The 22,098-nt window shown below is 57.0% G+C and carries 23 protein-coding genes and 2 tRNA genes; 18 read left to right on the top strand and 7 right to left on the bottom strand.

What is annotated here, in order from left to right; all coding sequences use genetic code 11:
* Nucleotides 1–39: 39 nt before the first annotated feature.
* On the top strand, nucleotides 40–345 hold the full coding sequence (locus ACIQYF_RS08705; protein WP_402859564.1) for a YkgJ family cysteine cluster protein: 306 nt from the start codon (nucleotides 40–42) through the stop codon (nucleotides 343–345).
* A 73-nt stretch (nucleotides 346–418) separates the two neighbouring features.
* Here ACIQYF_RS08705 and ACIQYF_RS08700 read toward each other — a convergent pair whose 3' ends face one another.
* The 6 genes from ACIQYF_RS08700 to hemA form a co-directional block, all read right to left on the bottom strand.
* On the bottom strand, nucleotides 419–937 hold the full coding sequence (locus tag ACIQYF_RS08700) for an acyloxyacyl hydrolase (protein ID WP_402859561.1): 519 nt from the start codon (nucleotides 935–937) through the stop codon (nucleotides 419–421).
* Between the two features lie 114 nt (nucleotides 938–1,051).
* The gene (murI, locus tag ACIQYF_RS08695; RefSeq protein WP_402859558.1) at nucleotides 1,052–1,843 is read right to left on the bottom strand and encodes a glutamate racemase; all 792 of its coding nucleotides are present in this window, start codon (nucleotides 1,841–1,843) and stop codon (nucleotides 1,052–1,054) included.
* Entirely contained in the window at nucleotides 1,836–2,591 is a 756-nt protein-coding gene (locus ACIQYF_RS08690; RefSeq protein ID WP_402859555.1) for a molybdopterin-synthase adenylyltransferase MoeB, read from the bottom strand. The genes murI and ACIQYF_RS08690 overlap by 8 nt, the downstream gene beginning before the upstream one ends.
* Complete coding sequence (prmC, locus tag ACIQYF_RS08685; RefSeq protein ID WP_402859552.1) at nucleotides 2,585–3,415, bottom strand: peptide chain release factor N(5)-glutamine methyltransferase; 831 nt, start codon at nucleotides 3,413–3,415, stop codon at nucleotides 2,585–2,587. The genes ACIQYF_RS08690 and prmC overlap by 7 nt, the downstream gene beginning before the upstream one ends.
* Nucleotides 3,416–4,498, bottom strand: a complete 1,083-nt coding sequence (gene prfA, locus ACIQYF_RS08680) for a peptide chain release factor 1 (RefSeq protein ID WP_402859549.1) — start codon at nucleotides 4,496–4,498, stop codon at nucleotides 3,416–3,418.
* A complete protein-coding gene (gene hemA, locus ACIQYF_RS08675) occupies nucleotides 4,498–5,784 on the bottom strand; it encodes a glutamyl-tRNA reductase (protein ID WP_402859546.1) in 1,287 nt (428 codons plus the stop codon). The genes prfA and hemA overlap by 1 nt, the downstream gene beginning before the upstream one ends.
* A 213-nt stretch (nucleotides 5,785–5,997) precedes the next feature.
* On the opposite strand from hemA, the gene ACIQYF_RS08670 reads away from it, so the two are divergent.
* From ACIQYF_RS08670 to ACIQYF_RS08625, 10 genes are all read left to right on the top strand, one after another.
* Entirely contained in the window at nucleotides 5,998–7,722 is a 1,725-nt protein-coding gene (locus tag ACIQYF_RS08670) for a tetratricopeptide repeat protein (RefSeq protein ID WP_402859543.1), read from the top strand.
* Nucleotides 7,723–7,725: 3 nt separating this feature from the next.
* Nucleotides 7,726–8,352: a lipoprotein insertase outer membrane protein LolB gene (gene lolB, locus ACIQYF_RS08665; protein ID WP_402860123.1), complete on the top strand. Its 627-nt coding sequence runs from the start codon at nucleotides 7,726–7,728 to the stop codon at nucleotides 8,350–8,352.
* 2 nt (nucleotides 8,353–8,354) lie between these two features.
* On the top strand, nucleotides 8,355–9,230 hold the full coding sequence (gene ispE, locus ACIQYF_RS08660) for a 4-(cytidine 5'-diphospho)-2-C-methyl-D-erythritol kinase (RefSeq protein ID WP_402859540.1): 876 nt from the start codon (nucleotides 8,355–8,357) through the stop codon (nucleotides 9,228–9,230).
* A gap of 10 nt (nucleotides 9,231–9,240) precedes the next feature.
* Nucleotides 9,241–9,315, top strand: a tRNA-Gln gene (locus ACIQYF_RS08655).
* Between the two features lie 45 nt (nucleotides 9,316–9,360).
* Nucleotides 9,361–10,302, top strand: coding sequence for a ribose-phosphate pyrophosphokinase (locus ACIQYF_RS08650; RefSeq protein WP_402859537.1), 942 nt, complete (start codon nucleotides 9,361–9,363; stop codon nucleotides 10,300–10,302).
* Nucleotides 10,303–10,441: 139 nt separating this feature from the next.
* Entirely contained in the window at nucleotides 10,442–11,032 is a 591-nt protein-coding gene (locus tag ACIQYF_RS08645; RefSeq protein ID WP_402859534.1) for a 50S ribosomal protein L25/general stress protein Ctc, read from the top strand.
* A 165-nt stretch (nucleotides 11,033–11,197) separates the two neighbouring features.
* Nucleotides 11,198–11,782 (top strand): aminoacyl-tRNA hydrolase, encoded by a 585-nt coding sequence (gene pth / locus ACIQYF_RS08640; RefSeq protein ID WP_402859531.1) that lies wholly within the window; start codon nucleotides 11,198–11,200, stop codon nucleotides 11,780–11,782.
* A 23-nt stretch (nucleotides 11,783–11,805) separates the two neighbouring features.
* Entirely contained in the window at nucleotides 11,806–12,906 is a 1,101-nt protein-coding gene (ychF, locus tag ACIQYF_RS08635; RefSeq protein ID WP_402859528.1) for a redox-regulated ATPase YchF, read from the top strand.
* Between the two features lie 201 nt (nucleotides 12,907–13,107).
* Entirely contained in the window at nucleotides 13,108–13,503 is a 396-nt protein-coding gene (locus ACIQYF_RS08630; RefSeq protein ID WP_402859525.1) for a DUF2388 domain-containing protein, read from the top strand.
* Nucleotides 13,504–13,581: 78 nt separating this feature from the next.
* Nucleotides 13,582–14,649 carry an aromatic acid exporter family protein gene (locus ACIQYF_RS08625; protein ID WP_402859522.1) on the top strand — a complete coding sequence of 356 codons (1,068 nt, stop codon included), beginning with the start codon at nucleotides 13,582–13,584 and terminating at the stop codon, nucleotides 14,647–14,649.
* Nucleotides 14,650–14,831: 182 nt separating this feature from the next.
* On the opposite strand, the gene ACIQYF_RS08620 is transcribed toward ACIQYF_RS08625, so the two are convergent.
* Complete coding sequence (locus ACIQYF_RS08620) at nucleotides 14,832–16,049, bottom strand: MFS transporter (protein ID WP_402859519.1); 1,218 nt, start codon at nucleotides 16,047–16,049, stop codon at nucleotides 14,832–14,834.
* 170 nt (nucleotides 16,050–16,219) lie between these two features.
* Between ACIQYF_RS08620 and ACIQYF_RS08615 the strand changes: the two genes are divergently transcribed.
* The 7 genes from ACIQYF_RS08615 (at nucleotide 16,220) to ACIQYF_RS08585 (ending at nucleotide 22,093) form a co-directional block, all read left to right on the top strand.
* A tRNA-Met gene (locus tag ACIQYF_RS08615) sits at nucleotides 16,220–16,296 on the top strand.
* 167 nt (nucleotides 16,297–16,463) lie between these two features.
* Nucleotides 16,464–17,702 (top strand): tyrosine-type recombinase/integrase, encoded by a 1,239-nt coding sequence (locus ACIQYF_RS08610; protein WP_402859516.1) that lies wholly within the window; start codon nucleotides 16,464–16,466, stop codon nucleotides 17,700–17,702.
* Nucleotides 17,699–18,397, top strand: a complete 699-nt coding sequence (locus ACIQYF_RS08605) for a hypothetical protein (RefSeq protein WP_402859513.1) — start codon at nucleotides 17,699–17,701, stop codon at nucleotides 18,395–18,397. The genes ACIQYF_RS08610 and ACIQYF_RS08605 overlap by 4 nt, the downstream gene beginning before the upstream one ends.
* Before the next feature lie 104 nt (nucleotides 18,398–18,501).
* Entirely contained in the window at nucleotides 18,502–18,723 is a 222-nt protein-coding gene (locus ACIQYF_RS08600; protein ID WP_402859510.1) for a helix-turn-helix transcriptional regulator, read from the top strand.
* A 437-nt stretch (nucleotides 18,724–19,160) separates the two neighbouring features.
* A complete protein-coding gene (locus tag ACIQYF_RS08595) occupies nucleotides 19,161–19,361 on the top strand; it encodes a hypothetical protein (protein ID WP_402859507.1) in 201 nt (66 codons plus the stop codon).
* Between the two features lie 69 nt (nucleotides 19,362–19,430).
* Nucleotides 19,431–20,345: a toprim domain-containing protein gene (locus tag ACIQYF_RS08590; protein ID WP_402860120.1), complete on the top strand. Its 915-nt coding sequence runs from the start codon at nucleotides 19,431–19,433 to the stop codon at nucleotides 20,343–20,345.
* Nucleotides 20,342–22,093 (top strand): DUF927 domain-containing protein, encoded by a 1,752-nt coding sequence (locus ACIQYF_RS08585; protein ID WP_402859503.1) that lies wholly within the window; start codon nucleotides 20,342–20,344, stop codon nucleotides 22,091–22,093. Before ACIQYF_RS08590 ends, ACIQYF_RS08585 begins: the two co-directional genes overlap by 4 nt.
* The last annotated feature ends 5 nt before the right edge of the window (nucleotides 22,094–22,098 follow it).

The following is a 22,098-nucleotide window of genomic DNA, read 5'->3' as shown; positions in this document are numbered from 1 at the left end:
TTTACACCTGATCCCCGCTCTGCCTTACACTGCACGCCTATGACCAACATCCCTCTGACTGAAATTACCGAACCCGCCGTCACCTGTTCGACGTGCGCGGCGTGCTGCTGCCAATTGGAAGTGATGCTGATCACGGACACAGGCGTGCCCGAGCGTTATATCGACAACGATGATTGGGGCGGTGAGGTCATGCTGAGGCTGGATGATGGCTGGTGCGCGGCCCTGGACCGTAACACCATGATGTGCACCATCTATGAGAAGCGCCCGCTGATTTGCCGAGAGTTCGAGATGGGTGACGTTGAATGCCTGAATGAACGCAAGGGCATTTCAACCGTGTATCGGTAAGAACCGCCCTAAAGGAGGGGCGTGCTCGCGACTCTTTAAACGCTCAAAAGATCGCGAGCAACGGTTTGACGGCTTACAACGGCAGTGTGTAGTGCAGTGAGTAGCTTTCTACGCCGTCGTTGGTGCTGGATAAACCGGCATTGGAGTAGTGAGTCGCACGAATGCCGACTTCATGCCCACCCGCAAAGCGCAGACCAAAACCCAGGCGGTCTTCAAACTGGAAAGCCGTGCCCAGCTTATTGCCTTCCACTTCTGTGTGGGAGAACAACGCGACGCCAATCCCGGCCTCTACATACGGTTTGACGGTTTCACCGGAAAACTCGTACACAAAGACGGGTGAGAACGACAGGCTGCTGCTTGACGACGACTTATCACCTTCCCAGTAGGTGTAAGCCCCGCTCCAGTAGCCGGTCAAGCGACCCACATCGCTTTGCAGCCAGCTTTTATCCCAATTGGAATTCAAACCCAGACGATACGTCATCGTCGATTCGCTGGTGTGGCCCACCCCAAACTCAAGCCCGGCCGCTTGCGCAGTGTAGCTATGCCCCAACGCAGCCGTTGCCAGTGCCACCAAGCCCAAAAGACGCTTCATAAGAAAATCCTATTCCCGTAGCTGATCTCAATTGTTATGTGCCTCAACAGGCCGAGTTTATGAAGCTGTCGACCTTATGAAAGTTCAAAAATCTTGAGCGTTTTTAACGCTTCTTTACAGGTCGAAGCTTCGCACAACGCCAGATTTATTCCACAACACGGGCAGGATATTTCTTAGATTCTCCGGCGAAGCACTGGTCCAGAGCTGCGTTTCACGTGCGGGACCTGTCGCCAGCAACCCGCGCTCATCCAGCAAACGCTGAAGTTGACGGGCCACGGCGGCGCCGGTGTCGATCAAAATGATCGAGGGCGGGAGCATCTGACTGAGCAGAGGCTTGAGAAAAGGGTAATGCGTGCAACCGAGAATGATGGTGTCACAACCTGCCGCCAGCAGCGGCTCGACATAACCGCGCAGCAGCGCGCGCAAATCTTCACTGTGCAGGTCGCCGGTTTCAATCAGCTCCACCAGACCCGGGCAGGGCTGGGTGATCACGTGTACCGTGCTGGCAAAACGATCAAGCAAGGCGGCGAATTTGGCACTTTGCAAGGTGCCGGTGGTAGCCAGTACGCCCACCACACCGCTGCGGGTGGCCGCTGCCGCAGGTTTGACCGCGGGCTCCATCCCGACCATGGGCCAGTCGGGGTAACGCTGACGCAAATCCGCCACGCCCGCCACTGTCGCGGTGTTACACGCCAGCACCAACGCCTTGGCCCCTTGGCGCTGGAAAAAATCAGCGATGACCGCACAGCGCTGGCGAATGAATTGCGGGCTTTTTTCGCCATAGGGGATATGGCCGCAATCAGCCACATACAGCAGCGACTCGTTGGGCAATAACTGGCTAATTTCCCGTAGCACCGACAAGCCGCCGACGCCGGAGTCGAACACACCAATCGGCGCGTCACTCATGGGCCGTACCGCACACGCTGCAAGCCGGGTCGCGCTTGACCCGCAACTCGCGAAACCGCGCACCCAAGGCGTCAATCAATAACAGGCGTCCGACCAGAGGCTCACCAAAACCGGCCAGCACTTTCAGCGCCTCGAGAGCTTGCAGACTGCCGACCACCCCAACCAACGGGCCGAGCACCCCTGCTTCGCTACAAGTCAGCTCATCGTCGCTGCCGTGCCCGTATAAACAGTGGTAGCAGGGACTGGCTGGCTGGCGAGGGTCAAATACCGACAACTGCCCTTCAAGGCGAATCGCCGCGCCGCTGACCAAAGGCTTGCGGGCGCTGACACAGGCTCGGTTGACGGCTTCTCGGGTGGCAAAGTTGTCGCAGCAATCAAGCACCACGTCCACGGCTGAGACGGCCTCGTCCAGCGAGCCCGCATCCAGCGCCGAACGATGCACGATCACTTTTATTTCAGGGTTGAGCAGGCGCAGTCGGCGCGAGGCCGAGTCCACTTTGCTCTCGCCGACATTAGCCGTGTCATGGATGATCTGGCGTTGCAGGTTGGTCACGTCGACGCTGTCGAAATCGGCCAGGTGCAACTCACCAACGCCCGCCGCCGCCAGATAGAGCGCTACGGGCGAGCCCAGTCCGCCCAAACCGATGATCAGTGCACGGCTGTTTTTCAGCTTGAGCTGGCCGTCGATGTCGACCTGTTGCAACAGAATCTGTCGGCTATAGCGCAACAGCTCCTGATCGGTCAGCACGGTAGGCGGCCCAAAGTGATGCGCTCGTGGGTGCCCAGGTCTTTGCGGCTTTCAACCTGCTCAAATCCTGCACCTTGCAACAAAGTACGAACGGCGGCGGCCTGATCGTAGCCATGTTCAAGCATCAACCAGCCTCCCGCATTCAGGTGCTGAGGGGCCGCGGCAATAATTTCGCGGATGTCGTCGAGGCCATCGGCTCCAGCCACCAGGGCGCTTTGCGGCTCGAAGCGCACATCGCCCTCGGCCAGGTGCACGTCGCCCGCGGCAATGTACGGCGGGTTGCTGATGATCAGGTCAAAGCGTTGATAGGCCAGGGCGCTGAACCAATGACTGGTGAGCACGGTGACGTTTTCAAGTTGCAGACGCTGGCGATTGCGCTCGGCAAGCGCCACGGCCTCGAGGATTCGATCAACTGCCGTGACGTGCCAGGCCGCACGCTCACTGGCCAGAGCCAAGGCAATCGCTCCACTGCCGGTGCCCAGGTCCAGCACACGGGCCGGGGTTTCGGGCAGCAAGTCCAGCGCCGTTTCAACCAGCAATTCGGTGTCTGGACGTGGAATCAACGTGTGGGGCGCCACTTCCAGGTCCAGTTTCCAGAAGCCTTGCTGGCCCAAAATGTAAGCCACGGGCTCACCTGCACGGCGTCGCAGCAGGAACTCGGAGAAGGCTAACGCCGCTTCGCTGCTGACAATTCTCTCGGGCCAGGTGTGCAGGTAGCTGCGCGATTTTCCCAAGGCAGCCGCCAATAACAGCTCAGCGTCAAGACGGGCCGTTGGCGAATCGGGCAGTTCAGCGGCACGTAACAAACTGGCAATAATGGTCATTTATTCACCCAGGGCTGTCAGTTGATCAGCCTGAAATTCGGCTAACAACGGCTCAATAACGGCATCAACACCGCCCGCTAATACGTCATCCAGCGAGTACAAAGTCAAGTTCACACGGTGGTCCGTCACCCGGCCTTGCGCAAAGTTGTAGGTGCGGATGCGCTCGGAACGATCCCCCGAACCCACCAACGATTTACGCTCGCTGGCAATGGCATTGGCCGCGGCACTGGTTTGCTGGTCATTCAATTTAGCGGATAGCCAGGACATCGCCCGCGCCCGGTTCTTATGCTGGGAACGCTCTTCCTGACACTCCACCACAATGCCCGAAGGCAAGTGAGTGATACGAATCGCAGAGTCGGTTTTGTTGACGTGCTGACCGCCAGCGCCAGAAGAACGGTAGGTGTCGACCCGCAAATCGGCCGGGTTGATCTCGATCGCTTCCTGCTCGTCCGGCTCTGGCAATACGGCAACGGTACAGGCCGAGGTGTGGATACGGCCCTGGGATTCAGTCGCAGGCACCCGCTGCACGCGGTGTACACCTGACTCGAACTTAAGCTTGCCGTAAACATTCTCACCTTCAACACGGGCGATGACTTCTTTATAGCCGCCATGTTCGCCGATACTTTCAGACAGAATCTCTACTCGCCAGCCACGACGCTCGGCATAGCGGGAGTACATGCGAAACAGATCGCCAGCAAAAATAGCCGCTTCATCACCGCCGGTGCCTGCACGAATTTCGAGGAAGACGTTGCGCCCGTCATTCGGATCTTTAGGCAGCAGCATGCGTTGCAGGTCTTTTTCCAGCTCAATCAGCTGTTCTTTGCCCTCGCGGACCTCTTCAACTGCCATTTCGCGCATGTCAGGGTCGTTGTCCTTGAGCAGCGCCTGGGCACCTTCAAGGTCGGACTGCACTTTGAGCCACTGTCCGTAGGCGGCAACAATGGGCTCAACTTCTGCATATTCCTTGGAATAGGCACGGAACTTGGTTTGATCTGAAATAACTTCGCCATCGCCGAGCAAGGCGGTCAGTTCTTCAAAACGATCCTGGAGGATGTCCAGCTTATTAAGCAGTGACGCTTTCATTACAGTTTTTTATCCGCAGAGCTATCCGATGAGCCCTCACCGAGGGCAAAAAGTTCTTGGGCCATGGCCAGCGCATCAAGGCGGCCTTCGGCGGAAAGCTTTTTAAGCTGCACGCTGGGCGCGTGAAGCAATTTATTCGTCAGGCCACGCGCCAGTTGTGTCAGCACGTCTTCCGGGTTGCTGCCATTGGCGAGCAACCGTTGAGCCTTTTGCAGTTCTTCGTCGCGCAGGCGTTCGCTTTGCTGGCGGTAGGCCTTGAGTACATCAACGGCCGCCAATTCACGCAAACGCACCATAAAATCTTCGGCGCCAATGCTGACCAACTCTTCCGCCGCCTGGGCTGCACCCTGACGACTCTTGAGGTTTTCGGCCACCACTTCGTGCAAATCATCGACGGTATAGAGATAAACGTCGTCCAACTCGCCAACTTCTGGCTCGATATCGCGGGGAACAGCAATATCGACCATGAAAATAGGTTTGTGCTTGCGCAACTTCAAGGCGCTTTCAACTGCGCCCTTGCCCAGAATCGGCAATTGGCTGGCCGTGGAACTGATCACGATGTCGCTGTGCACCAGCTCTTGCGCAATATCAGACAACAGCACGGCGTGGGCGCCGAACTGTTCGGCCAGACTGCTGGCCCGCTCCAAGGTACGGTTGGCCACCACGATGCGCTTTACCCCAAGATCATGCAGGTGACGGGCGACCAGGGTGATGGTCTCGCCCGCCCCGATCAGCAAGGCCTGACTGCGCTGCAAGTCGCTGAAAATCTGTTTGGCCAGGCTCACGGCAGCAAACGCAACTGACACGGGGTTTTCACCAATGGCGGTGTCGGTACGCACTTGCTTGGCCGAATTGAAGGTCGCCTGAAACAGGCGCCCCAACAACGGCCCGATGGTGCCCGCCTCACGCGCCACGGCGTAGGCAGACTTCATCTGGCCGAGAATTTGCGGCTCGCCCAACACCAGCGAGTCGAGACCGGATGCCACGCGCATCATGTGACGAACGGCCGCATCATCTTCATGGATATAAGCGCACGCACGCAGCTCTTCGATGCTCAGATTGTGAAATTGTGCCAGCCATTGCAGCACAGCATCAGCGCTGAGCTGATCCTGTTCGAGGTAAAGCTCGCTGCGATTGCAGGTGGAGAGGATCGCAGCTTCGCGACTGTCGGTGAGGCGGCAGAGCTGCTGCAAGGCCTCAACCAACTGCTCCGGAGTAAAAGCCACGCGCTCGCGGACGTCTACTGAAGCAGTCTTGTGGTTAATACCGAGTGCGAGGAAGGCCATTCAAGATCGCTGATGATGACGAGAAGCCGACAATTGTCCTACTTCGTCAGATCGAGAACAACCATTGCTGACTATTGTCTCTATAGTTAACGTCTGTTGAACTCCTCTTCTCTCGCATCATCAGACCCTTATAACGATAGTCGCGGCCGCTAGGGTTTGCGTCATCGCATGTGTCATGATGCCCAGACCGCAGGTAAGTCGCCCTTCTCTTATATGAATAGATCCTCCGCGTTGCTCCTAGCTCTCGTCCTCCTGAGTGGCTGCCAAGCCATGGCTCCCACGTCCCCGGATGATTCATCTGCGGCCGAAGACACCACCTCCACCCCGCAAAAGCCTACTGTCTATGGCTCGTTCAGCGAAGAAACGCTGTTCAGCTTGCTGAGCGCAGAGTTGGCCGGCCAACGCAATCGCCTGGATATCGCTCTGGACAACTACGTGACCCAGGCGATCAATACACAAGATCCGGGTGTTGCCGAGCGCGCTTTGCATATTGCCGAGTACCTGGGCGCCGATCAGGCGGCCCTTGATACGTCGCTGATTTGGGCACGAAACGCACCGGATGACCTGGAGGCGCAGCGCGCTGCTGCCATTCAGTTGGCACGCAATGGCCGCTACGACGACTCCATGGTCTATATGGAAAAAGTCCTGCAAGCCAAAGGCGACACGCACTTCGACTTTTTAGCCTTATCGGCCCTCGAAACCGATGCCGACACACGGGCGGGCCTGCAAAACAGCTTTGATCGCTTGCTGGTCAAGCACCCGGACAATGACCAACTGATCTTCGGCAAAGCCTTGCTGATGCAACAGGACGGTGATGCTGCCGGCGCCTTGAAGCTGCTGGAAAAAAATCCGCCACACGACGGTGAATTAGCCCCAATCCTGCTGCGCGCCCGCTTGCTGCAAAGCCTCAATCGTGGTGACGAAGCCCTGCCGCTGCTGCAAAAAACCATTCGCCAATACCCGCAAGACAAGCGCCTGGGGCTCACCTACGCCCGTACGCTGGTCGAGCAAAACCGCATCCCCGAAGCCAAAACCCAGTTCGTCAGCCTGGTTCAGCAATACCCGGAAGACGATGAGTTGCGTTTTTCCCTGGCGCTGGTGTGCCTTGAAGGCAAGCAGTGGGACGAAGCCGAAGGCTATCTGCAAGAGCTGATCGACCGCGACAGCCACGTCGACTCGGCACACTTGAACCTGGGCCGCATCGCTGAAGAGCGTAACGATCCCCAAGGCGCGCTGATCGAATACGCCCTGGTAGGTCCTGGCAATGACTATCTGCCTGCACAATTGCGCCAGGCCGACATTTTAATCAGCCATGGTCGTGGCACAGAAGCGTCGCAAAAACTGGCGGCGGCCCGTGATGCCCAGCCGGACTATGCGATTCAGCTGTATTTGATTGAAGCCGAAACCCTGTCTGCGAACAATCAGACCGATCGTGCCTGGAGCGTTCTGCAACAAGCCGTCAAGCAATACCCCGACGACCTGAACTTGCTGTACTCACGGGCCATGTTGGCCGAAAAGCGAAACGACCTCCAACAAATGGAGCGCGATTTACGCACCATCATCCAGCGTGAGCCGGACAACGCCATGGCCTTGAATGCGCTGGGCTATACGCTTTCGGATCGAACCACCCGCTACGCCGAAGCCAAAGTGCTGATCCAGCAAGCTTATGATTTGAACCCGGACGATCCGGCTGTGCTCGACAGCCTGGGCTGGGTGAATTTCCGCCTTGGCAATCTGGATGAGGCAGAACGCTTGTTGCGCCAGGCGCTGGAGCGCTTCCCCGACCAGGAAGTAGCGGCGCATTTGGGTGAAGTGCTGTGGGCCAATGGCAAACAGCGTGAAGCCAAACACATTTGGGCAACGTTTTTGAAAGACAATCCTGACAGCCCTATTCTGCGCAAAACCCTATTGCGCCTGACCGGATCCGAGAATCTTTAAATGATGCTTTTTCGTCATGTACGCCACCTGATCGCCTTTAGCCTCATCGCCGTGCTCGCCGGTTGTGCGGGCTTCGGCGCTCGCGAATCGGTTGAAGGCCACGGCAGCCCTGCCTTGTGGTCGCAGCATAAACAGCAATTGAGCCAACTCGACGGCTGGCAAATCAACGGCAAGGTCGGCATTCGCGCCCCTAAAGATTCCGGCAGCGCGACGCTGTTCTGGCTGCAGCGCCAGGACTATTACGACATTCGCCTTTCGGGGCCACTGGGTCGAGGCGCCGCCCGCCTGACCGGTCGCCCGGGAAATGTCAGCCTGGAAGTGGCCAGCCAAGGTCGCTACGAAGCCGCAACCCCGGAAGAACTGCTAGGTGAACAATTGGGCTGGAGCTTACCCGTGTCGCATTTGGTCTGGTGGGTGCGCGGTCTACCCGCCCCTGACAGCAAAAGCCGTGTGACCTTGAACGCTGATAGCCGCCTGGCAAGCCTGGAACAAGACGGCTGGCAAATCGAATATTTGAGCTACGTCGAACAAAACGGCTTCTGGCTGCCTGAGCGGGTCAAACTGCATGGCAACGATCTGGATGTCACGCTGGTCGTGAAGGATTGGCAGCCACGTCAGTTGGGACAATAAAGATGCAAAAAGAGGCACTGGTTTTGCCCTCTCCGGCAAAACTGAACTTGATGCTGCACATTCTGGGTCGTCGCGAAGATGGCTATCACGAACTGCAAACCCTGTTTCAATTTCTCGATTACGGCGATGAAATGAGCTTCGCCGTGCGCGATGACGGGGTTATTTGTCTGCACACCGAATTCCCCGGCGTGGCACATGACGACAACCTGATTGTGAAAGCCGCGAAAAAACTGCAACAGCAATCCAACTGCTCGCTTGGCATCGATATCTGGATCAACAAGATATTGCCCATGGGCGGCGGCATCGGCGGCGGCAGCTCAAATGCGGCCACCACCTTGCTGGGGCTTAACCACCTTTGGCAATTGAACTGGAACGAAGACCAACTGGCAGCATTGGGCCTGAGCCTGGGGGCCGACGTTCCGGTTTTCGTCCGTGGGCACGCCGCTTTCGCTGAAGGTATTGGTGAGATTCTGACTCCCGTTGACCCGGAAGAACCCTGGTACGTGGTACTTGTGCCGCAAGTCTCTGTAAGCACAGCAGAAATTTTTTCACATCCTTTGTTGACACGTGACTCTTTGCCCATTAAAGTGCGCCCCGTTCCCAAGGGAAACAGCCGAAACGACTGCGAAGCAGTAGTGAAGGAGCGTTATCCAGAAGTACGTAACGCTTTGAATTTGCTAGGTAAATACACCGAAGCAAAATTAACTGGAACTGGAAGTTGTATATTTGGGGCCTTCCCAAACGAAGCAAGTGCTGATAAAGTGCTGCACCTTCTGACAGACACCCTTACAGGGTTTGTAGCAAAAGGAAGCAATGTCTCGATATTGCACCGCACGCTACAGAATCTGTCACAGGAAACGGGTACACGGTACTCGTAGCAACAGATACAGGGGCGTCGCCAAGCGGTAAGGCAGCAGGTTTTGATCCTGCCATGCGTTGGTTCGAATCCAGCCGCCCCTGCCATTTCTTATACTCATCCAGGTTACCCTCAGCCTTCAGGTACTGCGCGTGTCCAAGATGATGGTCTTTACGGGGAACGCTAACCCCGATCTGGCTCGGCGTGTCGTACGTCAGCTGCATATCCCACTCGGTGACATTTCTGTCGGTAAGTTTTCCGACGGCGAGATTACCGCTGAGATTAATGAAAATGTCCGCGGTAAAGACGTTTTCATCATTCAGCCGACTTGTGCTCCGACCAACGATAACCTGATGGAACTCGTCGTGATGGCTGATGCCTTCCGCCGCTCCTCAGCGACTCGTATTACTGCTGTTATTCCTTACTTTGGTTATGCCCGTCAGGACCGCCGTCCGCGTTCCGCACGTGTGGCTATCAGCGCAAAAGTTGTTGCTGACATGCTTACCGTAGTCGGCATCGATCGTGTTCTCACGGTTGATTTGCATGCTGACCAGATTCAGGGTTTCTTCGATATTCCTGTAGATAACATCTATGGCTCCCCAGTTTTGGTGGATGACATCGAAGATCAGCGCTTTGATAACCTTATGATTGTGTCCCCGGATATCGGCGGCGTCGTGCGTGCACGTGCTGTTGCCAAATCCTTGGGCGTCGATCTGGGGATCATCGACAAACGCCGTGAGAAAGCCAATCACTCGGAAGTGATGCATATCATTGGTGATGTCGAAGGGCGTACCTGTATTTTGGTTGATGACATGGTCGATACCGCCGGCACTCTGTGTCACGCGGCTAAAGCCTTGAAAGAGCATGGTGCAGCCAAAGTGTTCGCCTACTGCACACACCCTGTGCTGTCGGGTCGGGCAATCGAGAATATCGAAAATTCCATGCTGGATGAGCTGGTGGTGACTAACACCATTCCGCTGTCCGCAGCTGCACAAGCCTGTTCGCGTATCCGTCAACTGGATATCGCACCGGTTGTGGCTGAAGCGGTTCGCCGCATCAGCAATGAAGAATCGATCAGCGCGATGTTCAGATAAGGGCCCTGCCCTTATCAGACGTCAGTTGACGAAAAGCGCCCCGCCCCAACACCCTGTTGGGGCGGGGCTTTTTTGCCCATACCGTCCATAGCGCTGGTCGCAAACGCTAGGCCGGATGTGGTTATTTTGGAGATACAACATGAACGATTTTACTCTGAATGCTGAAGCGCGTTCCGACCTGGGGAAAGGTGCGAGCCGCCGCCTGCGTCGTCTCGCAAGCCTGGTTCCAGCTGTAGTTTACGGTGGCGAAAAAGCCCCTGAATCCATCAGCATGCTGGCTAAAGAAATTGCCAAACTGCTCGAAAACGAAGCTGCTTACAGCCACGTTATCGAACTGAATGTTGGTGGCGTCAAGCAAAATGTAATCATCAAAGCTCTGCAGCGTCACCCGGCTAAAGGCCACGTGATGCACGCTGACTTCGTACGCGTTGTTGCTGGTCAAAAGCTGACTGCAATCGTTCCAGTTCACTTTGTTGGTGAAGCTGCTCCGATCAAGAAAGGCGGCGAGATCTCGCACGTTGTTGCGGAAATCGAAGTTTCCTGCCTGCCAAAAGACCTGCCTGAATTCATCGAAGTTGACCTGGCTAATGCCGAGATCGGCTCGATCATTCACCTGTCGGACATCACCGCTCCTAAAGGCGTTGAGTTCGTAGCTCTGGCACACGGTAACGACCTGGCAGTAGCCAACGTTCACGCTCCACGTGTTGCACCAGAAGCAGACGCTGAGTAATTCATTACTCTGTCGTTGGAGTTTTGAGAAACATCGCGAGCTAACACGCAGCGAGTAAAGCGGACATGATCGCGAAGTTTACTCACGTAAACCCGCTTTCTTGTTCGTTTTCGCCGCTACCGTTAGCGGCGATGTTATCCACAACTCTATAGAAGGGCCCTTGTCGTGACCGCCATAAAACTGATCGTTGGCCTGGGAAATCCAGGCACCGAATACGAACAGACCCGGCATAACGCAGGGGCCCTTTTTGTTGAGCGTCTCGCATCGGCAAAAGGCGTTAGCCTGGTTGCTGATCGCAAGTATTTTGGCCTGACCGGGCGCTTCAGCCATCAAGGTCAGGATGTTCGTCTGTTGATTCCCACCACCTACATGAACCGAAGCGGCCAAGCCGTTGCGGCGCTTGCCGGTTTCTACCGCATTGCGCCCGAATCCATATTGGTGGCCCACGACGAACTCGATCTCCCACCGGGCGTTGCCAAGCTCAAGCTGGGCGGCGGCCATGGAGGTCATAACGGATTGCGTGACATCATTGCGCAACTGGGAAACAACAATAATTTCTATCGTCTGCGGCTCGGCATTGGCCACCCAGGCGTCGCGAGCATGGTGTCCAACTTTGTCCTGGGTCGTGCGCCACGCGCCGAGCAGGAAAAACTGGACGCCAGCATCGATTTTGCCCTCGGCGTGCTGCCGGATATCCTCGCCGGGGAATGGAACCGTGCGATGAAAAACCTGCACAGCCAGAAGGCCTGACTCTACTCCTCGGGGAAAACACCATGGGATTTAACTGCGGCATCGTCGGCCTGCCTAACGTCGGCAAGTCCACCCTGTTCAACGCCCTGACCAAATCCGGTATTGCGGCTGAGAACTTCCCCTTCTGCACGATCGAGCCGAACACCGGCATCGTGCCGATGCCGGATCCGCGTTTGGCAGCACTGGCGGCCATCGTTAACCCCCAGCGCATCCTGCCAACCACGATGGAATTCGTTGACATCGCAGGCCTGGTAGCCGGCGCGTCGAAAGGCGAAGGCCTGGGCAACAAGTTCCTGGCCAACATCCGTGAGACCGATGCCATCGCTCACGTTGTCCGCTGCTTTGAAGACGAAAACGTGATTCACGTTTCCAACAGCGTTGACCCTAAGCGGGACATCGAAATCATCGACCTTGAGCTGATCTTCGCCGACCTCGACAGCTGCGAAAAGCAACTGCAAAAAGTCGCGCGCAACGCCAAAGGCGGTGACAAAGAAGCCGTCGCTCAAAAAGCCCTGCTGGAGCAACTGATTGCTCACTTCACCCTGGGCAAGCCAGCACGCAGCCTGATCAAGAACATGGACGCCGATGAGAAACAAATCATCAAGGGCTTCCACCTTCTGACCACCAAGCCGGTGATGTACATCGCCAACGTGGCTGAAGACGGCTTTGAGAACAACCCGTTGCTTGACGTGGTGCTGGCCATCGCCGAAGAAGAAGGCGCTATCGTGGTTCCGGTCTGCAACAAGATCGAAGCCGAGATTGCCGAGCTTGAAGACGGCGAAGAAAAGGACATGTTCCTTGAAGCGCTGGGCCTGGAAGAGCCAGGCCTGAACCGCGTGATCCGCGCCGGTTACGAAATGCTCAACCTGCAAACCTACTTCACCGCTGGCGTTCAAGAAGTGCGCGCCTGGACCGTGAAAGTAGGCGCGACCGCTCCGCAAGCCGCTGGCGTGATCCACACCGACTTCGAAAAAGGCTTTATCCGTGCCGAAGTCATCGCCTACGACGACTTCATCCAGTACAAGGGTGAAGCGGGCGCGAAAGAAGCGGGCAAATGGCGTTTGGAAGGCAAGGAATACATCGTTAAAGACGGCGACGTCCTGCACTTCCGCTTCAACGTGTAAAACACCACACGTACAAAAAACCGCGCTCAGGCGCGGTTTTTTTTGGGCGAGGATTTTTGACAGGGCGATCAAGCACCAGTACGCGTAGGAGCGATCTTTAGATTTCGCGGAAAGGTCTTTAAGACGCGACCCCGCATTGTCGCCTTGGGGCTTGCGCGGCACTCTACACCGCACCTCCAGTCGCCCCTGAACGGACTCCCCATGAACGCTCGCACCATGATCGGCGCCCTTATCCTTGGCCCCTTGTTAACCATCACACCGATAGCCACTGCCGAGGCCGAGACCTGTCAAAACTCCTTTGTGTGCGGTCTGGCATCAGACAATCCATTCGAGGTGAGTGCCGCTTCAATATTGCTGACAGGGATCGGCCTTTTAACGTCAATTCCCGCGGCTTCAAACGCCACCTCTGAAACGTTCAATTACCACTTCAAAAAATCAGCGCAAAACGATGCCGCCGCCTTCATTGCAAGTGACGGCGAGATTCGTGGCGCTTTTTTTGAGTCAGAGTTAAAAGCCTTCAACGCTCAACGTCCTGATTCAAACCTTGATGACATGGGCTTTGCACTGCTGCTGCTCAGCTCGCGCGCCCTCTTGTAAAACGGCAAGCCAAACCATCGGGCGAGCAAACGGTCTATGGTTAGTCGCATAACCTCAGACTGAATGACGGGAGTCTCAATGCTCGCCAAGGTGTTCTTCAATCGCTTTACTGCCCCATTGATCGAACGCATATCCTTTCGCTGGTCGTCGGCCTGGCGCGACGCCCTGGCCTCTGCGATCGCCGCTGCCCTGGCGTGGATTCTGGCCAAGCATTTCTTAGGCCACGTGCACCCGGTGTTTGCCGCCATCAGTGCCGTCGTCTGCCTTGCACCCGGCCTGCCCAGCCATGGCAAGCAGGCGGTAGGGTTGATGGTCGGTGTCGCCACCGGGATCATTATCGGTGAAGCGGCGCTCTGGCTGCCCGATGCCTACCCGTTGCTGCGCATCGGTTTTGCCTCGTTCTCCGCCATTGCCATTGCTGCCCTGTATGGCCTGGGCCCGGTCGTGGCAATTCAGGCAGGCGTATCGGCCATCTTGATGTTGGCGGTCGGTCCCGAAAACGCGGGCGTTGTGCGCATGCTGGATGTGGTGATGGGTGCCGGGGTTGGCTTGATGTTCAGTCAGATCCTACTGACCCCAAACCCGATCGGCATCATTGATAACTCAGCCAAGGACTTGCTGGAAAAGCTCGCCAAAGGCTTCGGTAAAAGCCTTAAGGCGCTGGAAGAGAACAATTCAAAAGACGCGCAAAATGCCGTGCTGATTTTTTCACGTGCTCACGACAGCCTTATTACCTTGGAAAACGGTATCAGCAGCGCACGCAATACCGCGCGCTGGACCCTGCGCGGCAGATTCGTATCTCGAGAAGTCAAAGACATTGCCAGTCGTTACGAACGCCATGCTGTGCGCCTGTATGCCAGCGCCCTGCTCTTCTCTGAGGCCTTTGCGGATGCATTACGCAAGGAACAGGGCCCACCGCCCGCCTCGCTGTATGAGCGACTGGCCAACGTTGCCTGCGGCTGCGCAGCGATTGCCAGCGACGGCGAAAAGCCGATGCTGATCCCGGTCTCCGACAATCAACTGGCCGATGCCGTCTCGGCGCCCTGGCAAATCTGCCTGCAGCACTTGGCTACCGTTGAAAGCGCCCTGGTGACGTTTGGCTTTACCACCCAAAGCGACAAACCAGCCCCCACGCGGCCCGTGTAGGAGCAAGCTTGCCTCGCGATCTTTTGACTTTAAACATCTAAAGATCGCAGCCTGCGACAGCTACTACGCAAGGGTCTGCTCCCGTCTCATTGCAAGCCGCATCGCTGGCAAGCCAGGCTCCCACAGGTTTTGGCTGTATTTAAACAGCTTCCTCTTAACTGATTGACCTTAGGTTATTGGGATCAGACCTTTTTCGTTCGCGGCAAAAAGATCGCCAACACGCCAAACAGCGGCAGGTACGAACACAGTTTGTACACGTATTCGATGCCGTGAATGTCAGCCAGGTGCCCCAGCAACGCCGCACCAATCCCGCCGAAGCCGAACATCAAGCCGAAGAAGATACCGGCAATCATCCCCACGTTGCCCGGCACCAGCTCTTGGGCGTACACCACAATGGCCGAGAACGCCGACGCCAGGATGAAACCAATGACCACGCTGAGCACGCTGGTCCAGAACAAGTCGGCATAAGGCAGCAGCAAGGTAAACGGCGCCACACCCAGAATCGAGAACCAGATCACCGCCTTGCGGCCGACACGGTCGCCAATCGGGCCGCCAAAGAACGTGCCCGCTGCCACCGCACCCAAGAACAGGAACAAATACATCTGCGAGCTGGCGATCGACACGTCGAACTTCTCAATCAGGAAGAACGTGTAGTAACTGGTCAGGCTGGCCATGTAGAAATACTTGGAAAACACCAGCAAGCCGAGCACCACCAACGCACTGATGACACGCTGCTTGGACAAACCATGGGTCGCCTTCTGCCCTGCTTTGAGCTTGAACAGGTTCAGGTGGTTGCGATACCAGCGGCTGATCACGTACAGCAGCCCGACCGCAAACAGCGCAAACAAACCGAACCAGGCAACGTTGCCCTGACCAAAAGGAATGATGATGGCGGCTGCCAGCAACGGTCCAAACGCAGAACCTGCGTTACCGCCCACCTGAAAGGTCGACTGCGCCAAGCCATAACGCCCGCCCGACGCCAGCCTCGCCACCCGAGACGCTTCGGGGTGAAAGGTCGACGAGCCGACACCGACCAGTGCCGCCGCCAGCAAAATCAAAGGAAAACTGCCCACCTGGGACAGCATCAAAATCCCGATCAGCGTACAGACCATGCCCGCTGGCAATAACAAAGGATTGGGGTGACGGTCCGTGTAATAACCGACCCACGGCTGCAACAAAGAGGCGGTCATTTGAAACGTGAGGGTGATCAGGCCGATCTGCGTAAAGGTCAGGTCATATTTGGCCTTGAGCATCGGATAGATCGACGGCAGCACCGCCTGGATCAAGTCATTGATCAAATGCGCCAGCGCCACAGCGCCGATAATGCGCATAACGAGCGGGCTGGATTCAGGAAGTTGGGTGTCAGGCGTTGTTTTTATTTGAGCGTTGCTAAGAGCCATAAGGGTTTCCGGACAACAGATGAATGCACGAGCAAGTCCGTCAATGTGCCACTTTTTGACAAGATATTGCCATTAGAAGGCCGAAAAACCTTAAGCGTTTGATAGAACAGAGAAAATTTTAAGATATTTGCTTGACACATCCCCCGCACGAGGGAATAATGCGCGCCATTGGCTACATAGCTCAGTTGGTTAGAGCATAGCATTCATAATGCTGGGGTCCGGGGTTCAAGTCCCTGTGTAGCCACCATATAGATGTTTTCACATGTTCCGACATGATCGAAAACAACACAAGAAGCCCGCCTAGTGCGGGCTTTCTTGTTTCCGAATGCCCCCCAATGATCCCGCACACTATTGCCCTCCATGTATCCCCTCATGTACCTTGAAAAATAATTGAAACTGAGGGATACAAGCAAAATGAAGCGCCGCGAGATAAAACGCCGCCCTTTGGCCGATACTGTGCTCGCCACCTTGGAACCAGAGACCAAGGAGTACAGGGAGCTGGACGGAAACGCCCTGTACCTACGCGTGCGCCCAGACGGTAGCAAATCGTGGCAACTGCGCTACAAGAAGCCGGACGGCAAATGGTCATGGCTAGGACTGGGAGGCTATGGCACTGGCGACCATCAGTTATCAGGAGCACAGGCAAGACAGAAAGCCGCTGTGCTGAGAGAGGACGCCGCGAAAGGTGGAAACCCTCTCGCCACCAAGCGGGCGAGGAAGGCCGCTGAGATTGAAGTCACCAACAACACCTTCGAACATCTAGCCCGTGAGTGGTACGCCGCCAAACGCAAAAGCTGGACGGATGGAACGGCAACCCGAACCATCGGCGCGCTGGAGCTTCATGTGTTCCCTATCTTCGGCAAGCGTATTTACACCGAGATACTGCCAATGGAGTGGATGGAGTTTCTGCGCCGCATGGAGCAAAAAGGCATCATCGAGCAGACCAGCCGAGTGCGCGCCCGGTGCCAAGAGATTTACGACCTAGCCCGCGTCACTGGCCGAGCCACCCACAACCCGCTGGAAGGGCTTCACAGGTTTCTCCAGACCAAGCCATCTGAGAATTACGCCCACGTCCCGATGGATGAGTTGCCGCCACTGCTGCGCGCCATACGCTCCTACCCTAGCGCCATAGACGTTCGAATCGGCCTACATCTGCTTTCCATGCTCGCCTGTCGTCCGTCTGAACTGCGAGAAGCCAGATGGGATGAGTTCGACCTCGACAAAGCGCTATGGACGATACCCGCCGAACGAATGAAACGTCGCCGCGAACACCTGGTTCCCCTGCCCCGCCAAGCCATCGAGTTGCTGCGTAGCCTGCGCAATCTCACTGGAGGTTATCCGCTGCTGTTCCCTGGCCGCAGCGACACCACCAAGCCGCGCAGCAACACCGTGTTTTTAATGGCTCTGCGCCGCCTAGGCTACGAAGGCCGCCAGACCGGCCACGGTTTCCGCCATATCGCATCAACAATCCTCAACGAGAACGGGTTCGACGAAAACCATATCGAGGCGCAGCTATCACACGTCAAGGAAGGCGTAGCCGGGATATATAACAAAGCCCAGTACCTGACCCAGCGCACGACCATGATGCAATGGTACGCCGACCATCAGGACACCTTGGCCAAAGGCAACGTAGCGAAGATGAAGCTAGCATGAAAAATGGAAATGGAAATGGAAATGGAAATGGAAATGGAAATGGCGCGGAAACTGCCACCCCAGAATCAGAATTGAAAGACGAAACACAGAAGTTCAGCGCCTATGGCTGGACGCCAGGATTGGATAACCCGTTCACCTTTGATAACCCCAAGGCAATTCTCAATTACCTTGTCGAAGCTGCCCCGCATCTCATGTCGAACCACGACACTACGAGTCACGCCACAGAGCTTTTGGCCCTAGTTGATCGGTTTCTGGCGGCTGATGGAGAGTACCGCGAGGACAAGTCTGATGAGGGATACCGGAAAGCCCTTGTGGCCATGTTCATGCTAGGCGTTTCTGCTCGGTCCGCTCAGGAAGAAGAATTCCCCAGACAGCTGAAGCTTAAAGCGCTCCAGCGGGAACTCACACAGGCCAAAGTATACTCCAGCCTACTAAGATCAAACAAAGATAGGATAATTGGATCTCAAGTCGCCAGATACTTTGCCTGCGACTACGCGAGGAAGAAATGGTCTGAAGACAAAGAGGAAAAGATCAGAACCAGCGAAATGACGGATATTGTCTGGGCGTGGATGGCCGAGCACAAACACCTACGTGAACATCGACCAGAGACCACGCTGGGGCTTAAAGGCTGGATAAGAGAGGTTGCTGCCGAATTTCCTCACGCCCAAAAGCGCGGACCGAGCAGAAAGAAATAATTTGTATTGGTCGAGTCGATAAATACATTTGCCGACTCGGCCAAGAGTTTTTAACTCAACCTCCATGTGAATAATAGGCGCATCACCAACACGGAGATGCTCATATGCACACCAATACATCCTCGAACCAAGCACTGATTCCTCAGCCTGCGCTATGCAACTGGATAGGCCAATCCCGCAGCGGTCTGGACAAACTGAAAAAGAAAGATCCTACCTTCCCAAAACCAATCAAATTTGGCGACTCCCGCCAAGCTGCTGCTTATTACGTTGTCGCCGAAGTTCAATCATGGCTCCAAGCCAAAATTGAGGCGAGGGACGCTGCATGAACAAAGTCATGTTGACCCTTGTCGGGGCTGAGCCCCCGATTGGATATGCAACAGCATGTCGCCCACTTGAGAGAGCAACTGAAGTTCCCGCGCGAACTAGAGGGCGTTCGCCTATGACCACCTTCACCTGTACCGCAATTTCCAACGCCAATCTGAAACGAGGTGTTGCGCTCCCGAATGTACGGGGATACATTTCGCCCGTCGCTGCAAATTCAGCGACTCGGGTTTGGTCACTCGATAATGCAAAAGGCGCACAAGCGCCCCATAAGAATTCAGGCGCCTTTTTTGTGCCTGTCGTTTCGAGTTATGGCGGCTGTGTGTGGGAGGCGTTCGCGCCTGCCGGGTTCCTTTTGCCCCGGTTGACCAACCCGCATACAGCCCGCCTCCAGTCGTTTGGTCACGAAGGTGGCGGCTCCCCAGCAAAAGGAGCTGTACCCATGAAACTCATCCTCAATCCGTCCACCTCAACCGGCAGGGCTGCCGCACACCGCGCTATGGCTATGGCCGCCCTTCATGCCGACTCGTCGCTGAGCGTTCGCCTCAAGCGCTACAACGCCCAAATGTCGAAAGCACGCGTTCTTGAATCTGCCGTACCTGACGATAAGTACCACGTCCGCGCAGCTCAGCGAAAGGTGTAACTCACCATGGATAATCAAACCTGCAAAACGCCAGGTACGCCGAAGGCTTGCCCGAAGAAAATTGCCCAGATGCTTCATGTCACCCATCCGAAGGCTGAACGGGCGCTTCTGACAGACGCCACGATCCTTTTCCGTGATGCGCTCCAGTCGGTCTATGGGACGCTCGATTGGCTGCCCGTGCCCGATGGCGCCATTCACCGCTTCCACGTCCCCGGCGACAAGTCGGGCACGCACAACGGCTGGTACGTCCTGCATCTGGACGGCATCGCATCAGGTGCGTTCGGTAGCTGGAAGGCTGGTGGCACCAGCACCTGGTGTAGCCGCGAACCTGCCGACCACCGTGAAGCCGAGCAGGTACGCCAGAGCATCGAGCAGGCCCGCCGGCAACGAGAGGCCGAGCAGCGCCGACGCAATTTTGCGGCGGCAGAACAGGCTCAACGCTGGTGGAGTGGCGCCCGCCGTGCTGATCCTGCCCACGCTTATTTAATCGCTAAGGACGTTTGCTCCCACGGCCTGCGCCAACGTGGGGACGAACTGCTGGTGCCACTGTATGCCGGTGGCGTGCTGGTCAACCTGCAACGGATCGGGCCGGACGGCGGCAAGCGTTTCTTGTTTGGGGGCCGGATCAAGGGCGCCTATTCGCCACTGGGTGCCATCACGCCAGGCAGGCCGTTGTACCTGTGCGAAGGCTGGGCTACCGGCGCGACGATCCACGCCGAAACTAGCGCCCCCGTGGCCTGTGCAATGAATGCCGGGAACCTGCTGGAGGCTGGCCAGCTACTCCAGCGCCAGCACCCCGACGCAGTGCTGATCGTGGCCGGTGACGATGACCAGCAGACCGAGGGCAATCCGGGCCGCAGCTACGCCATCAAAGCAGCCGCCGCGCTTGGTTGTGGGCTGGTGTTCCCGCAGTGGCCCACAGACGCACCGCCAAACCTTTCCGACTTCAACGACCTGCGCCAATGGCGGGAGCTTTGCCAATGACAGCCGCAACCATAACCACGCTGGTGCCTGACTCCGCAGCCGCTCCAGTAGACCGCCCGGAGTATCGCGTTTATGACCATTCGATCACCTTGGACGGCTCCAAGTTGCGGGCTGGCGTCTGGTTTCACGGCAATAGGGAGGACAAGGCAACCGGCGACCGTCTGCCGTTCGATGAATGGCTGTGCGCGCCTTTACATGTTGACGCTGTAACCCGCAACGAAGGCCAAGACGGTGACTATGGTCGCCTGTTGCGCTTTCGCAACGCCGATAATCGCTGGCTGACCTGGGCCATGCCCAACGAACTGTTGGCCGGTAAGCCTGATTCGATTCTGGCCGTGCTGTTAAGCATGGGCCTCGACATTGATTACAAGCGCCGCAGCCAGGTTTGCCAATACATCGCCAGCCAGCACCCTAAACGCCGGGTTATCGCTGCCACGTCTACCGGCTGGCACACCTCCGAGCTGTTCATCATGCCCCGGCAGAACATCGGCACGGGTGACGCGATCTTTCAAAGCGAGGCCGCCAACGGTGACGACTATCGGCATGGCGGCACCTTGTCCGGGTGGCAGGCGAACATTGGTGCGCGCTGTGAAGGCAACCCGCTGTTGGCGCTGAGCGTCTGCGCCTCACTGGCCGGTGCGCTGCTGTTTCATGTTCAACGCCAAGGTGGCGGGTTTCATATCGTCGGTGACTCCAGCACCGGCAAGAGTTCCGCCATTCTGGCCGGGGCATCGGTATGGGGGCACGGTGAAGACTTCAAGCGCACATGGCGCGCCACCGGCAACGGCCTGGAAGGGATCGCCAGCCAGCGCAATGACACCTTGTTGGCATTGGACGAAATAGGGGAGGCAGACCCCCGCGAGATTGGCGCCGTGGTCTACGCCATGGCAAATGGCACCGGCAAGGCCAGAGCTAGCCGAAACGGCGCCGCAAGGGCTGCTAAGCGCTGGCGCGTCATGCTGTTTTCATCGGGCGAACTTGGGTTGTCCGCACTGATGGCCGAAGGCGGCAAACGCAGCCGCGCCGGGCAAGAAATCCGCCTGCTGGATATTTCAGCGCGCCGCACCTATGGCGCCTGGGACAACTTGCACGGAATGGCCGGGGGGCGGGAATTTTCCGACGCCATCCAGCGCGCCAGCGTGACGGACTACGGCCATGCCGGGCCTGAGTTCATCCGCCAACTGCTGGCGTCTGGTGACGCGGACAAGCTGCCTCAGTGGCTGGCCTCTATGGGTGCCAAGTTCCCCAGCGCCAGCGGACAAGAAAGCCGGGCCTCAGAACGCTTTGCCCTGGTCGCATTGGCGGGAGAGTTGGCTATTAAGTTCGGCGTTCTGGTCATTCAGCCTGGCACCGTACAAGCGGCCATGCTGGAGCTGTTCGACGTGTGGCGCGCTGGCCGTGGTGAAGGCCCAAGCGAGGACCGCCAGATATTGCGCGCCATCGCTGACTTCATCGCCCGGCATGGCGATACCCGCTTTTCAGGTGCCGACGATCCGCACGGCGAAGCCAGGGACCGAGCGGGCTACTGGGAAGACGCACCGAGTGGGCGCCTGTTCCTGTTCAACCGTCCCGGCCTAGAGGAAGCGGCCAAGGGTTACGACCTGAGCCGCGTGGTGCTGGCGCTGGATTCAGCCGGGGCAATCACCAAGCGCGAAGCAGGCCGGGCACAGGTAACCAAGCGACTGCCAGACGGCACAAGACCAAAGCTGTATTTCATCGACCCGGCAAAGCTGGAGCCGGAAACGTGATTGCG

The sequence above is a fragment of the Pseudomonas sp. NPDC096917 genome (assembly GCF_044762555.1).
Lineage (GTDB): Bacteria > Pseudomonadota > Gammaproteobacteria > Pseudomonadales > Pseudomonadaceae > Aquipseudomonas.
Note: the sequence above shows the minus strand (reverse complement) of the source record. Positions and strands in the feature narration are given on the sequence as shown.